The sequence below is a fragment of the Prevotella sp. CAG:255 genome (genome assembly GCF_000431195.1).
GTDB classification, from domain to species: domain Bacteria; phylum Bacteroidota; class Bacteroidia; order Bacteroidales; family Bacteroidaceae; genus Prevotella; species Prevotella rara.
In genome coordinates, this window is the sequence record NZ_HF986820.1 from 103,536 (window position 1) to 117,532 (window position 13,997).

General features: G+C 49.0%; 12 protein-coding genes. 8 read left to right on the forward strand and 4 right to left on the reverse strand.

From position 1 onward, the window contains the following. The first annotated feature begins 11 nt into the window (after nt 1-11). Nucleotides 12-1,487 carry a D-xylose transporter XylE gene (gene xylE, locus QVO66_RS09495; RefSeq protein ID WP_021855251.1) on the forward strand — a complete coding sequence of 492 codons (1,476 nt, stop codon included), beginning with the start codon at nt 12-14 and terminating at the stop codon, nt 1,485-1,487. 591 nt (nt 1,488-2,078) lie between these two features. On the opposite strand, the gene QVO66_RS09500 is transcribed toward xylE, so the two are convergent. The 3 genes from QVO66_RS09500 to QVO66_RS09510 all read right to left on the reverse strand — a co-directional run bounded on the left by QVO66_RS09500 (nt 2,079) and on the right by QVO66_RS09510 (nt 5,296). After that, a complete protein-coding gene (locus QVO66_RS09500) occupies nt 2,079-3,416 on the reverse strand; it encodes an MATE family efflux transporter (protein ID WP_021855252.1) in 1,338 nt (445 codons plus the stop codon). Nucleotides 3,417-3,803: 387 nt separating this feature from the next. Then, nucleotides 3,804-3,995 carry a hypothetical protein gene (locus tag QVO66_RS09505; protein WP_021855253.1) on the reverse strand — a complete coding sequence of 64 codons (192 nt, stop codon included), beginning with the start codon at nt 3,993-3,995 and terminating at the stop codon, nt 3,804-3,806. Between the two features lie 119 nt (nt 3,996-4,114). After that, on the reverse strand, nt 4,115-5,296 hold the full coding sequence (locus QVO66_RS09510; protein WP_021855254.1) for a phosphoribosylaminoimidazolecarboxamide formyltransferase: 1,182 nt from the start codon (nt 5,294-5,296) through the stop codon (nt 4,115-4,117). A gap of 505 nt (nt 5,297-5,801) precedes the next feature. Between QVO66_RS09510 and QVO66_RS09515 the strand changes: the two genes are divergently transcribed. After that, complete coding sequence (locus QVO66_RS09515) at nt 5,802-6,356, forward strand: C40 family peptidase (protein WP_021855256.1); 555 nt, start codon at nt 5,802-5,804, stop codon at nt 6,354-6,356. A 1-nt stretch (nt 6,357) separates the two neighbouring features. Next, nucleotides 6,358-7,482 carry a CapA family protein gene (locus tag QVO66_RS09520; RefSeq protein WP_021855257.1) on the forward strand — a complete coding sequence of 375 codons (1,125 nt, stop codon included), beginning with the start codon at nt 6,358-6,360 and terminating at the stop codon, nt 7,480-7,482. Nucleotides 7,483-8,036: 554 nt separating this feature from the next. Here the strand turns inward: QVO66_RS09520 and rplS are convergent. Beyond that, nucleotides 8,037-8,402 carry a 50S ribosomal protein L19 gene (rplS, locus tag QVO66_RS09525; RefSeq protein WP_021855258.1) on the reverse strand — a complete coding sequence of 122 codons (366 nt, stop codon included), beginning with the start codon at nt 8,400-8,402 and terminating at the stop codon, nt 8,037-8,039. Nucleotides 8,403-8,604: 202 nt separating this feature from the next. On the opposite strand from rplS, the gene QVO66_RS09530 reads away from it, so the two are divergent. The 5 genes from QVO66_RS09530 (at nt 8,605) to QVO66_RS09550 (ending at nt 13,639) form a co-directional block, all read left to right on the forward strand. Then, nucleotides 8,605-9,375 (forward strand): 5'-nucleotidase C-terminal domain-containing protein, encoded by a 771-nt coding sequence (locus tag QVO66_RS09530; RefSeq protein WP_021855259.1) that lies wholly within the window; start codon nt 8,605-8,607, stop codon nt 9,373-9,375. Then, entirely contained in the window at nt 9,372-10,214 is an 843-nt protein-coding gene (locus QVO66_RS09535; protein WP_021855260.1) for a bifunctional metallophosphatase/5'-nucleotidase, read from the forward strand. The genes QVO66_RS09530 and QVO66_RS09535 overlap by 4 nt, the downstream gene beginning before the upstream one ends. A 112-nt stretch (nt 10,215-10,326) precedes the next feature. Beyond that, a complete protein-coding gene (porT, locus tag QVO66_RS09540; RefSeq protein ID WP_021855261.1) occupies nt 10,327-11,070 on the forward strand; it encodes a type IX secretion/gliding motility protein PorT/SprT in 744 nt (247 codons plus the stop codon). A gap of 129 nt (nt 11,071-11,199) precedes the next feature. Beyond that, on the forward strand, nt 11,200-11,367 hold the full coding sequence (locus QVO66_RS09545; RefSeq protein WP_021855262.1) for a 4Fe-4S binding protein: 168 nt from the start codon (nt 11,200-11,202) through the stop codon (nt 11,365-11,367). Between the two features lie 184 nt (nt 11,368-11,551). Beyond that, a complete protein-coding gene (locus QVO66_RS09550; protein WP_021855263.1) occupies nt 11,552-13,639 on the forward strand; it encodes an outer membrane beta-barrel family protein in 2,088 nt (695 codons plus the stop codon). Nucleotides 13,640-13,997: the final 358 nt, after the last annotated feature.

A 13,997-nucleotide genomic window follows, 5' to 3' on the forward strand; every position in this document is an offset into this window, starting at 1 on the left:
CTAATCAAACAATGAATCAAGACAAAGGCGGTAGCAAGGCCTACCTATTTTCAATTGTGCTTGTGGCTGTATTGGGAGGACTCCTCTTCGGATACGACACGGCTGTAATTTCAGGAGCCGAAAAAGGACTTCAGGCATTTTTCTTAGGAGCAACAGACTTCAGATATACAGATGCCATACATGGCTTTACATGTGCCAGCGCTCTTATTGGCTGTATCATCGGAAGCGGAATATCAGGCTATCTGGCATCAAACTGGGGACGAAAAAAGTCGCTCATCTTTGCCGGAATAATGTTTTTCATTTCTGCGTTAGGCTCAATGGAGCCCGAGTTTCTGATTTATGAGCATGGCGTACCGACATACTCACTTCTCGTAACATTCAACATCTATCGCGTCATCGGCGGCGTGGGCGTTGGTCTGGCTTCAGCCATCTGCCCTATGTATATAGCCGAGGTGGCTCCGTCTAACATCCGCGGAACGCTCGTTTCATGGAACCAGTTTGCCATTATTTTCGGCCAGCTGGTAGTATATATGGTCAACTTCTGCATCCTCGGCGACCATACCAACCCCGTAATTGAGTCTATCGGACAAGGCTTCAACGCCGTTGCTCCGGGCAGCGATCCCTGGACAATCTCTACAGGCTGGCGTTATATGTTCGGAAGCGAGGCTGTGCCGGCAGGACTTTTTGCCATATTGATATGCTTCGTACCCGAGACTCCGCGCTATCTCGTTATGGCAGGACGCGACAGCAAGGCTCTGTCTGTACTGCAGAAAATCAATGGTGTGGCTGAAGGACAGAAAATTCTCAATGAGATAAAGAATACTATTACAGAAAAGACCGAAAAGGTGTTCACCTATGGTGTGCTGGTTATCTTTGTCGGCATCATGCTCAGCGTGTTCCAGCAGGCTGTCGGCATCAATGCCGTGCTCTATTACGCACCGCGAATATTCGGCGACATGGGTATGGAGAATCCTATGGTGCAGACCGTCATCATGGGCGTTGTGAACATCCTGTTTACGCTTGTTGCCGTGTTCACTGTTGAGAAGTGGGGCCGCAAGCCGCTGCTTATCACCGGTTCAATAGGCATGGCCATTGGCGCTTTCGGTGTTGCCCTCACATTCGGCAACATGGACATGGCCGTCGTAACAATGGTCAGCATCATGATCTACAGCGCATCGTTCATGATGTCGTGGGGACCTATTTGCTGGGTGCTCATTGCAGAGATATTCCCCAACACCATCCGCGGCGCAGCCGTAGCCATAGCCGTTGCATTCCAGTGGATTTTCAACTGGATTGTCAGCGCTTCGTTTGTGCCCATGTTCAACATGCAGCTCGAGAGCGACGCCAACTTCGGCCACTGGTTTACTTACGGCCTTTACGGCACAATCTGCGTTCTCGCTGCTCTGTTCGTATGGCGACTTGTGCCTGAGACAAAAGGCAAGACGCTTGAAGATATGTCTAAACTCTGGAAGAAGGAAGACAAATAAGCCGGTGTCAGTTGGTTTGTATCCGAATGTGATAATTTATATATGTGGGTTGCTTAATCATTTTAAGCAACCCTATTTTTTATTCAGCATGACGATTTCGCGTTGATTTCATAAGAGGGAATCGGTATTCAGCTTTTATTCGTCTATATGTTTTCTGTTATCGTCTTGCCGTCTGATTTTTCTTGATATACCGGTAGAAGCCGTACAAAGTTTTTTGTTTATCGTCTTTTTCATCCCGGCTTGCACGGCAAGCCTGCGTCAGGCATAAAACAAACCTATGGTTTGCGTGTAGAAAACAAGCCACTTTCATATAAAAAGTGGCCGAGTTTTTGGTCGTAACTCGGCCACTAACAGTTTGAAAGTAAATGAATGTGGTTGCCTTAATAGATTGCTGCTAAATGCTGTGCAGGCTTCCTGTATAAAACATATTAAGGCAGATAAGTTACGGTTTTCAGAGTCTTTTGGCATTCGTTGGTCATGATGCCATATGAAATAGGCTGATTTCGCCTTGTAGGGCAATGGATTATTATGGCCGGCTTTGCCTTGGGGATGGTTCTAGGTTATTTATATATTTGCGCCTTACCGCGTTTCTCAGTCATCACGTAAAGCCTTAAATCCGCTCATGGCTATCGGCACTGCAAGGCCGAAAGACAATACGTCGGCCCATGCCTGGCACATCTCTACACCAAGAAGACCGAAGAAATGGGGCAGGATGATTATCAGCGGAATGAAGAACAGGCCGCTGCGGGCAGATGCGAGCACATTGGCCTGCCATGGCTTGCGGATGGTCTGCATCATCATGTTGGTGTACATGACGATGGCACCTAACGGAAGCGTGGCCAGCTGCCAGCGCAAGGCAACGGTGCCGATAGAAACAACGTCGGGGTCGCGGCGGAACACGTCGATGCATTCCTCGCTGAAGAAGAAACCGAGCACAGCGCATACGGCCATAAACAGAAAGCCTACACGCACTATGAACCAATAGCCTTCGCGCACACGTGCGTATAATTTTGCGCCATAACAGAAGCCGCACATAGGCTGAAATCCCTGTCCGAGGCCAATCATGGCGGCAAATATCACGAAGGCTATGCGGTTGACGATAGACATGGCCGCTATGGCGGCATCACCGTAAGCTCCGGCAGCCACGTTGAGCAGTGCAACGCTGATGCTGGCCATTCCCTGACGTGTTAACGATGGGGTGCCTCCGGCAAATATCTCTTTCAGCATAGCCACGCTTGGCGTAAAGTTGCGGTGGCTGATATGTATGTTGCGCTTCATGCGGCTCATCCACAACAGCACAAGCATGCTGCACGACTCACCCGTAAACGTGGATATGCCGGCACCGGTTATGCCCATGTCGAACACAAATATAAGGATAGGAGCCAGCACGACGTTGATGCATGCTCCCGTAAGTATGCCGAACATTGAATAAGCTGCGTTGCCCTGAAAGCGCATCTGGTTGTTCAGGCATAAGGCGCCGCACATGAACGGTGCAGCCATAAGCACAAACGACAGATAGGTTTCGGCATAGGGCAATATTGTCGGCGTTGAGCCTAGGAGCAGCGCGAGCGGACGCAGAAATATCAGTCCGATAAGGGCAATGACAAATCCTGTCCCAACGGCAAGAAAGAAGCCCGTGGAGGCCATGCGGCATGCATTGTCGTGTCGCTGCGCGCCAAGTTCGCGCGATATGTAGTTGCCCGAGCCCTGCCCGAAGGTGAAGCCTATGGCCTGTATGATGGCCATAACCGAGAAGGCTATGCCCACGGCGGCAGTGGCCTGTGTGCTGATGCGGCCAACGTAGAATGTGGTTACGATGTTGTAGATACTGGTAACGAGCATACTGATAATGGTCGGAACAGCCATTACTAGCACTACATGATGAACAGGTGCAGAAGTTAGAAACGTAAAATTATCCCTGTCTTTCATAAAACTTGCAGCATTCAAATAGACAAAAGCGCACGCAGCCAAAATAGAGAATATGTATCAAGGACATGCGCTTTGACACTGCAAAATTAAGAAAAACAAAGTTATCTGCAAAATTTTACTGACAATTACCTTCCCTGATGCAGGGTTAAGTTGAGTTAAAAGCCCTCTGCAAGATATATGTCAAGCAGCTGTAATTGTCTGTAAAACAATCAGTTATTTAAGTTATGCACAATAGGGGCACAACAGTGGATAAAACCACGTTACAGAAAAGAACATAACTCAAAAAGCAAGAAAAATGGCGCATAGAAACAACCAGCATAAGCAATGCCGGTCTTATGCCACATAAACATAAACGGCAAACACAAACCGGCCGCGCCCAGGCAGCCGTTATTTGTGTTTGCGGTTGGCGCGTGCTTCGCGGTATTTGGCTTTCTGTCGTGCCGAGCCGCTGCCATGAGCGCCGGTGATATATTTCTTCTTCTTGGCCTTGGTTTTCACCTTGCCGTCATTGCCGTTGTCTGTCTTTGCCTTTCGGAACACTATTCCGCCACCGGCAATTATGTCGTCGATATCGCTCATAAAATGTAAAAACTAATTATGCTTAATGAGAAAAAGAGCCGGGAGACAGACTCTTGATACGGGGCAAGCCTTGTGCCGCCCTTGAGAATGATGACTCCCGGCGCTGAAAAAACAGTTTATCAATGATGGAACAGACGAACGCCGGTGAAGGCCATTGCTATTCCGTATTTGTCGCAGGTCTCGATGACATTGTCGTCGCGTACAGAGCCTCCGGCCTGAGCTATATACTCAACGCCGCTCTTGTGTGCGCGCTCAATGTTGTCGCCGAACGGGAAGAATGCGTCGCTGCCCAGAGCCACCTTGGTGTTCTTGGCTATCCATTCCTTCTTCTCCTCCATGGTCAGCACTTCGGGTTTCTCCTTGAAGAGTTTCTGCCATGTTCCTTCGGCCAGCACGTCGTCGTGCTCGTCGCTGATATACACGTCGATGGTGTTGTCGCGGTCAGCGCGGCGTATGCCGTCAACGAAAGGCAGGTTCATCACTTTCGGATGCTGGCGCAGCCACCATATGTCGGCCTTGTTGCCAGCCAGACGTGTGCAGTGTATGCGGCTCTGCTGTCCGGCGCCGATGCCTATGGCCTGTCCGTCCTTCACGTAGCATACAGAGTTGCTCTGAGTATATTTCAGCGTGATAAGACTTATTATCAGGTCGCGCTTAGCCTCTTCGGTGAATGTCTTGTTCTGTGTGGGTATATTCTCAAAGAGTGACGGGTCGTCGAGCTTAATCTCGTTGCGTCCCTGCTCGAATGTTATGCCGAACACCTGCTTGTGTTCAACCGGAGCCGGAACATATTCGGGATCAATCTTTATTACGTTGTATGTGCCCTTGCGCTTGTCTTTCAGTATTTCGAGGGCTTCGGGTGTGTAGCCCGGCGCAATCACGCCGTCGCTCACCTCACGCTTGATCAGCGTTGCGGTAGCCTCGTCGCATACGTCGCTCAGAGCCACAAAGTCGCCGTAGCTGCTCATGCGGTCGGCGCCGCGTGCGCGTGCATAGGCACATGCCAGGGGCGAAAGCTCAATCTTTACGTCGTCTACAAAATAAATCTTCTTCAAAGTGTCGCTGAGCGGCAGACCCACTGCGGCTCCTGCGGGCGAAACATGCTTGAAGCTGGCTGCTGCAGGCAGTCCTGTTGCGGCTTTAAGCTCCTTTACAAGTTGCCAACTGTTAAGTGCATCGAGGAAGTTGATGTAGCCCGGACGGCCATTCAGCACCTCAATAGGCAGTTCACCTTCTTCCATGTATATGCGCGAAGGTTTCTGATTCGGATTGCATCCGTACTTTAATGCTAATTCTTTCATGCTCGATAAAATTTCTTCTTCGGCTGCAAAGATAGTGCAAATTGGGCGCAATACAAAATAAATGTCGATTAAACCCCTGCCGGCGGCCGGCTTTTTGCCGTTTCTAGCCTTGCCGGATGTGAATAAAAGAACATACGGCACATGTGCCCGGCGGCAGTCAGGCGTGCGGATATATCAATAAATCAGGCATATAGCATCTGTCTGCGAGGCATGGCAGATATGCGCCGAGGCGACAAAAAGAACAGAAAATGCGCCAAAGTAGTTAAATAATGAAAGACTTATTTCTTAAAGAATGTAAAGAAAAATGGTTGAACCTTTTTTGCAGTTATTTTGGTCTAAATTACACTATAACAACACTTAACGGCTTGTGGAGCTTTGCCGTGGCATGCTTTTTGCTTATCCCAAAAGATGTAAACAAACTTTGATTTCCGGCATTTTTTCGTTAACTTCGCAATCGTAAAATCAAGAAAACCCCTTCATTATACTATTACAGAAAACATCGAACATGAAGAACCTGAAAATATTTGCCGTTGCCATGATGCTGTTGACCGCAGGAACGCCTGTGATGGCCGACAACGAGAAGGACGGCGACAATAAGGAACAGCAATGCGAAGAAATAGATAACTACGATTTTCTTTATAACAACGAGAATTATGACGAGGACTTCGAGTTTGAGCCTATAAACGACGTGCTCGACGAGGCTTTCTCGCACATGGGCGCACGCTACCGCTCAGGTCAGGCAGGTCCTAACGCCTTCGACTGCTCTGGATTCACGAGCTATGTTTTCAAGAACATGGGCATAGACCTCAACCGCTCGTCGCGCGCGCAGTTTAATCAGGGCGACCCTGTTGACAAGGACAAGCTGCAGATAGGCGACCTGGTGTTCTTCACCAGTCCGCGTTCGGGCCGCTCAATAGGTCATGTAGGCATTGTGGTCGACGTTGATCCGATAAGCGGAAGCTTCAACTTCATACACGCAAGCACCAAGGGCGTAAAGGTAAGCAACTCTAACGAAAGATATTATTCACGCAGATACGTAGGAGCACGCCGCGTAATGTAACATGAAACCACATATTTTTATTATATCTTTGCTTATATGCGGGTCGGCTGTGGCCTGCACTACAACGGGTACCGGCAAAAAGCTGCCGGTGCCCGTTGTCGATATTGACAGCGCAGAGCAGAAAGCTGAGGACAGCATACTGAGCCATATTCAGGACACGTTCACGATAGCCATGGCCGGCGACATCATGATGGGCACCACTTACCCCAAGCCTGCCCTGCCGGCAGACGAGGGCAGGGCACTGTTCAGAGACGTAAGGCACATCCTGCACAGGGCCGACATCGCCGTGGGAAACCTTGAGGGAACGCTGTGCGACAGTGCCGAGAACAAGAAGGAGAAGTCGGTTTACAACTATTCGTTCCGCACGCCGCTGAGTTTTGCGCCACGCCTGAAGGAGGCCGGGTTCGACTTTCTGAGCATGGCCAACAACCACGCCTTCGACTTCGGCATAGAGGGAGTCAGGTCAACGGAGCGCGCCTTAAGGGATATAGGCATAAAATATGCCGGACTGAGAGGCAGGACAGACGCCGCCATAATAGAGCGCAACGGCATAAGATACGGCATGTGTGCGTTCGGCCACAACTCTTACACGCTGAAGCACAAGGAACTGTGGACGGTGAAGGGCATACTTGACAGCCTGCGGGCCAATGCCGACGTGGTGATAGTGTCGTTCCACGGCGGAGCCGAAGGCAAGCAGTACAGCCATCTGCCATACGGCAAGGAAGAGTATCTTGAGGAAGACCGCGGCTCGCTGCGCGACTTTGCCCACTTCTGCGTAGACAACGGCGCCGACATAGTTTATGGCCACGGCCCGCATGTGGTAAGATGTGTCGAGGTGTATAAGGGCAAGTTTATAGCCTACAGCCTGGGCAACTTCTGCACGCCTTACGGAATAAGCATAACAGGAATATCGGGCTATGCGCCGGTGATAGAGGCAAAGGTGAACCGCAGGGGCGACTTCATTGAAGGCAAGATCCACTCGTTCATACAGCGTCGCGGCCTCGGTCCGCGCAAGGACACGGCCAACGCCGTGGCCCAGCAGATAAAACGGCTCACACAGAGCGACATAAAGGACAGCAAGATAACCATTAGTGCCGACGGAACGATAAGGCTGAAAAGAAATTGATAAATGAGAGAAACTAGGTTTGGCTCAGACCGTTTGTGGCTTGCCTTATCGTCAGGGCTTTGCTGTTGATTGAGCCAATGTCCGGAAAAAGATTTTGTTAAAAAACTCGTCTCTCGTCACATCGCATTATAATGTTTTGTAAATCAGATAGTTACGGTGTGACGAGTTGGCGTTTCAACTCGTCACACCGTAATGTGTTGTCTGTTAGGAGCTTATGCCCGAATGTGACGAGTGATGAGTTTATAAGAAAAACTTTTTATGCTTATTGTCGGCCTGTTTTCCTTGTTTCGGTTGACTTCAAACATACATTTTCCTGGTTAGAGTTTACTCCGCTTAGGCTTATGCCTGCTGTAAGCCGGCTTTTATGTTCTTGCGATACATGCCCTTTCATGCTGCGAAAGGTCATCTTTCAGCGTGCAAAAGCATACCTTTCGCGATGTAATTAGCCATGTTTTACAAAAGTTCGATATTATGTATTGTTACAAATAACAAAGAAGCAGACCTGACGCAAGGACAAGTCTGCTTCTTTATTTCTTAAAGATAAGATTTCAGAATTAGTTTTTCTTCTCTGTGATAACCTTCTTCTCAGCGATACGAGCTTTCTTACCTGTAAGTTTACGGAGGTAATAAAGTTTAGCGCGTCTTACCTTACCGTGCTTGTTAACCTCAATGCTGTCGATGTTCGGAGACTCGATAGGGAAGATACGCTCTACACCTACTGTACCTGACATCTTGCGCACTGTGAAACGCTTCTTGTCACCATGACCAGAAATGCGGATTACTACACCACGATAGAGCTGGATACGCTCTTTTGAACCCTCAACGATTTTGTAAGCGACAGTGATAGTGTCACCTGACTTGAACTCAGGGAACTTCTTGCCGGTTGCAAATGCTTCTTCAGCAACTTTAATTAAATCCATTATTATTTGATAATTAAATTTGTTTATCGTTCCGGCGTAACATAACTAGGCTACTCTTCTTCCTGTCAGCGATTACGCGGAAAGCGGTGCAAAGTTACTACTTTTTCGTTTCTCTTCCAAATATGCGAGGTTTTTTTTATCTTTTTCTTTGACTTAATAGCGTTTTTAACTAACTTTGCATCACTTTTCTAAGATTATCCTTATGTATAAGAAGTTGATTTTATGCGAATTGGCATCACTTGCGATGCTTCTTGCATCATGCTCATCACACTATCAGCTCACAGGCGTGAGCCGTTCGAGAATACTCATTGACAGCACTTACGACAGCAGGCCCGACGACAGGGCGTGGAGCTTCATAGCTCCCTACAAGCTGAAGGTGGACAGCATAATGAGCCCCGTGGTGGGCAGGGCTGCCTCATATCTGAATGCCGAAAGGCCCGAGAGCAAGCTCTCCAACCTGCTTGCCGACATACTCGTATGGTGCGGCGGCAGCTACGGCGAGAAGCCCGACTTTGCCGTTTACAACATCGGCGGCATGCGCTCGGCATTTGCCAAGGGCGACATAACATACGGCGACGTGCTCGACGTGGCGCCGTTTGAAAACAAGATATGCTTCGTAACGCTAAAGGGCAGCAAGGTGATCGAGCTGTTCGGCCAGATAGCATCAGTGGGCGGCGAGGCCGTGAGCCATGGCGTCAACCTGGTTATCAGCAAAGACGGCAAGCTGCTGTCGGCCAAGCTTAACGGAAAGGACATCGACCCCGAGGCCGACTACCGGGTGGCTACGATAGACTATGTTGCGCAGGGCAACGACAAGCTTGAGGCCTTTAAAAGCGCCACCGGGATGAAATCGCCATCGGGTGCCGATGACAACGTGCGCCAGGTAATAGTGAAATACATGAAGGCTAAGATGGCTCAGGGCGAAGACATCGACTCAAAGATTGAAGGACGAATAATAATAGCAGACAAATGAAACGCATACTTACAATACTGACAATAGCCGTGGCCGTAACCCTTACGGCGGCTGCAAAGGGCAGACAGCTGCTCATTCTGCACACCAACGACACTCACAGCTGCGTGCTTCCGCTCAACCCCAACCTTGCCGACACCATGCTCGCCGGCCGTGGCGGCTTCTTGCGCCGTGCAGCCATGATTGACCAGATGCGCAAGGAGGACAAGGACCTGCTGCTGCTCGACAGCGGCGACTTCTCGCAGGGCTCGCCATATTACACCATGTTCAAAGGCGACGTTGAGACAGAGCTGATGAACATCATGGGATACGATGCGGCAACGATAGGCAACCACGAGTTCGACTTCGGTCTCGAAAACATGGCAAGAATATTCAGAAAGGCAAAGTTCCCCATCGTCTGCGCCAACTACGACTTTACGGGCACCGTGGTAGAAGGCCTTGTTAAGCCCTACGTCATAATAAAGCGCAAAGGAGTGAGGATAGGCATCTTCGGACTTTCGCCAAAGCTCGACGGTCTGGTCATGGCAAGCACCTGCGCCGGAGTCAGATACAGCGACCCGATAAAGACGGCAAACGCAGTGGCCGACAAGCTGAAGAACGAGGAGAAGTGCGACGTGGTGATATGTCTGTCTCACCTCGGATGGGACGAGGCCGGACTCAACGACATGGAGATGATGGCAAAGACACGAAACATCGACCTCGTGCTGGGTGGCCACTCTCACTCTTATTTTAAGACGCTCAACCATGTGCGCAACCTCGACGGCAAGGACGTTCCTAACGACCAGAACGGCAAGCACGGCATATTTGTGGGCAAGATAACGCTCAGCCTCGAGAAGAGATAAACCCGCCGGTGCACTTACGTCATGGCTTATGACATGTGCCGGGATGTCATTTTTATGCCTTTTTCACACAGCCGGATGTAATATCGGCGTCAATAAATCGTTATATTATCAAATGAAAAGACTGTTCACCATAATAACCGTCCTGACAGCTGCACTATGCGCCATGGCACAGGGCAAGACCGTTCAAAACAGACCTTACACCGACCTGAGGCCGTTTCACTTCGGAGTGGTGGTAGGCATGCACCTTCAGGACATCGAGTTTATGAACGTCGGTCCGCAGATTATTACAGGCGCCGACGGGACAACGGCCGAAAAAGTCATCACCTGCGACCAGGACAGATGGGACCCGGGATTCACCGTGGGCGTGCTGGGCGAGTTCCGCCTGAGCAATAATTTCGCGTTCCGCATAGCTCCCGCCATGTATTTCGGCAACAGGCACATCACCCTGACAAACCTCACCGACAAGCTTGAGAATGGTGAATATGTCACGCAGAGACAGGATCTTAAGACGGTGTATATATCATCGGCACTCAATCTTCTGTTCAGCGCCCCCAGACTCAACAACACGCGTCCGTATCTCATGGCCGGAATAAACCCCATGATAAATCTTTCGGGCAAGGACAACGACTACATAAAGCTGAAGCGTTACGACGTGTTCCTCGAATTTGGTCTGGGCTGCGACTTCTATCTGCCTTATTTCAAGCTGCGCCCCGAACTGAAGTTCTGCTATGGACTTATCAACAGTCTCGACACCAGCCATCCCGACAAGCTGAAAGACCAGAACATGATCATGTATGCCAAATCGGTCAAGGAGGCACGCAGCAAGATGATAGTATTGTCGTTCTATTTTGAATAGACAGACCGCAATCGTTAAATAAATTAAAAACAGATACCTAAAATTAGGTATTTAAAATAAAAGCACTACCTTTGCAATGTACGAAAATAGGTACAAAAACATTATTAATTAAATAAAAACAAGATTATCATGGCTTACGTAATTGGTGACGATTGTATCGCTTGCGGTACATGTATCGACGAATGTCCGGCAGGAGCTATTTCTGAAGGCGAAAAATATTCTATCAATCCTGACATGTGCACAGAGTGTGGCACTTGCGCAGATGTTTGTCCTTCAGAGGCTATCAGCCTTCCTTAAGGAATTGCTCCAGGAAATTCTATTAAGGCGGTCCGTTTGTTACGGCCGCCTTATTTTTATTTTATGCCTCTACACGGCCGTCAACGCTTAAATTACGGGTACAGACTTGTTATTCTTTTGACACAATCATATTACCTATAAAAACACTCTTGTAAATATTTTGGGAAAATAACAGCAAACAGATATGAAAATAAAAGTATTGTGCGGCATATTCTGTCTTTCTGCACTTACATGTGCGGCACAGACTGCAACACCCGGCGATTCGCTGCGGATGGACAGCATCATACACAATCTGCCGGAAGTGATGGTGAGCGGCGAACGCCCCATGGTGAAAGTTAAAGGCAGCGCACTGGTGTATGACATCAAGCGAATAACCGAAAAGAAGCCCGTAGACAACGCATACGACGCGCTGAAGGAACTGCCGGGCGTGGTGGAAATGAACGGACAACTGACACTTGGCGGACAGGGCGCCACGGTGATATTGGACGGACAGGTGACAAACCTTACAAAAGAACAGCTCACGCAGGTGCTGAAGAGCGTGCCTAAAGACAGACTTGCAGATGTGGAGATAATGTATAACGCACCGGCTAAGTATAACGTAAGAGGTGCGTGCATAAACATAAACTTCCTGCATGAGACGGCGCAGGAACAGAGGCTGACGGGCGAGGTGTTCGGCGTTTACGACCAAAGTCACGACGCTGCGTTTCAGGAACGTGCCAGTCTGGTGTACGCCGGCAAGAAAATGAGCATCGACTTCATGTATTCGCACGACCACGGAAACTCGTACAAGACAACTGAAACCGACTCGCACCATAGTCTTAACGACGGCAACGTGTATGACATCTCGACATATCAACGCAGCCGTACACGCGGACACAACCACCAGATGCGCCTGTCGATGGGATATAACTTTGCCGAAAACCATAATCTCAACGTAACTTACTACGGCTCTTACGCTCCGGGACACACGAAACAGGAAACCACGGGGTCAATAAATTCAAAATATGGCATAGACACTGACCCGTGGACCCATGACATTGCTGCCGACTACAAGATGCCGTTCGGCACTAACATCGGCGCTGAATATACGTTCTATAAGGCTCCGCAGACGCAGACACAAAGCAGCATATTGACTGACGGCTCGCTAGACTATGTGTCTGACAGCCGGCAGAAGCTGAACATCTGGAAGGTGTATGTAAAGCAAGACCATACGCTGAAGAACGGATGGGGACTGAACTACGGCGCAACTTATTCTACAAGTTCGGACAACAGTTATCAGAATTACCTTAGCACGGTAAACAGACCTCAGGACCTGCCTGACAATATCAGCGCAAGCAAGCGCGAGAACATCGTGAACATATACGCCGGATTCAACAAGAATTTCAACAACAAGCTGATAATAGACGCGTCGCTGGCTGCCGAATATTATAACAATCCTTCATGGAATGAATGGAACTGGCTGCCTACCGTCAACGCAACATGGATTCCGTCGCAGGGACACATCCTTCAGTTCGGCTTCAGCAGCTACAGCACTTATCCCGAATATTGGGCAGTGCAGAACTTCACGAGCTACAACAACGGCGGATATGGCGTGATTGTGGGCAACCCGGACCTAAAGCCCATGCGCGAATATTCGGCACAGCTCACTTATGTGCTGAAAAACAAATATGTGTTCAGAGGATGGTTTACGCACACTGATGACCTGTTCATGCAGACTCTTTATCAGCAACCTGACGAACTGAGGGAAACATTCAAGGTAATGAACTTCGACTTCCAGCAGCAAGCCGGACTTATGGCTGCAGTTCCGCTGAAACTTGGCAAATGGTACAGTGCCAACCTTACGGCCTTGGGTGTATGGCTCAGACAGAAAGACTCCGACTTCTACGACATTCCGTTCGACCGCGACATCGTGTACGGAATGTTCACGTTGCGCAACGACTTCCACATTTCGTCGCAGCCAGAAATAACACTTTCGGTAAACGGCATGGTGCGAACCAAGGCACTTCAGGCCGACTATGACCTGCCGGCATCGGGCAACGTGGACGCAGCCCTGCAGATAAAGTTCCTGAAGAACAAGCGCGCAACGCTGAAACTCTACTGTGCGGATATATTCGAGACGGCGCAGATTAATCCCTACATAAACTTCAAGGGGCAGCGTCTTGACATGGACATGTCGAGCTATCGCCATTTCGGCGTGTCGTTCAGCTATGCTTTCGGCAATTATAAAGAAAAAGAACACAAGAAAGTTGACACATCGAGATTTCTGAAATAGCATCTTTGCCAACTTGCCCATGCTTCAGTTATGCTGACGACACGCGCAGCAGATGCGGTCATATAGATAATATTTACAGAATCATCACGCAACAGGCATCCGGCTTCATCGTCAGTCGGATGCCTGTTTTTGTTTTACACAAACCATAATAAAGCATATGCCGTATTGCCGTTTTATCCAAAATCAGGTATCAGGATACAGTATGTATTTTTCTTTATATTGAGCTTATTGCCGTTCGCTTTAACGTCCGTCGCAATATGTGCCAACACAATTTTACCTAAATGTAATTTGTTCAACATATCATTGACACATCTATTTTGCAACTTTGCGGCAGAAACATTTAGAACGTAACGAAGCG

Bases quoted from the DNA above. Each gene is read 5' to 3' on its own strand.
- xylE (WP_021855251.1), top strand. From the start codon at position 12: ATGAATCAAGACAAAGGCGGTAGCAAGGCCTACCTATTTTCAATTGTG.
- QVO66_RS09500 (WP_021855252.1), bottom strand. From the start codon at position 3,416: ATGAAAGACAGGGATAATTTTACGTTTCTAACTTCTGCACCTGTTCAT.
- QVO66_RS09505 (WP_021855253.1), bottom strand. From the start codon at position 3,995: ATGAGCGATATCGACGACATAATTGCCGGTGGCGGAATAGTGTTCCGA.
- QVO66_RS09510 (WP_021855254.1), bottom strand. From the start codon at position 5,296: ATGAAAGAATTAGCATTAAAGTACGGATGCAATCCGAATCAGAAACCT.
- QVO66_RS09515 (WP_021855256.1), top strand. From the start codon at position 5,802: ATGAAGAACCTGAAAATATTTGCCGTTGCCATGATGCTGTTGACCGCA.
- QVO66_RS09520 (WP_021855257.1), top strand. From the start codon at position 6,358: ATGAAACCACATATTTTTATTATATCTTTGCTTATATGCGGGTCGGCT.
- rplS (WP_021855258.1), bottom strand. From the start codon at position 8,402: ATGGATTTAATTAAAGTTGCTGAAGAAGCATTTGCAACCGGCAAGAAG.
- QVO66_RS09530 (WP_021855259.1), top strand. From the start codon at position 8,605: ATGTATAAGAAGTTGATTTTATGCGAATTGGCATCACTTGCGATGCTT.
- QVO66_RS09535 (WP_021855260.1), top strand. From the start codon at position 9,372: ATGAAACGCATACTTACAATACTGACAATAGCCGTGGCCGTAACCCTT.
- porT (WP_021855261.1), top strand. From the start codon at position 10,327: ATGAAAAGACTGTTCACCATAATAACCGTCCTGACAGCTGCACTATGC.
- QVO66_RS09545 (WP_021855262.1), top strand. From the start codon at position 11,200: ATGGCTTACGTAATTGGTGACGATTGTATCGCTTGCGGTACATGTATC.
- QVO66_RS09550 (WP_021855263.1), top strand. From the start codon at position 11,552: ATGAAAATAAAAGTATTGTGCGGCATATTCTGTCTTTCTGCACTTACA.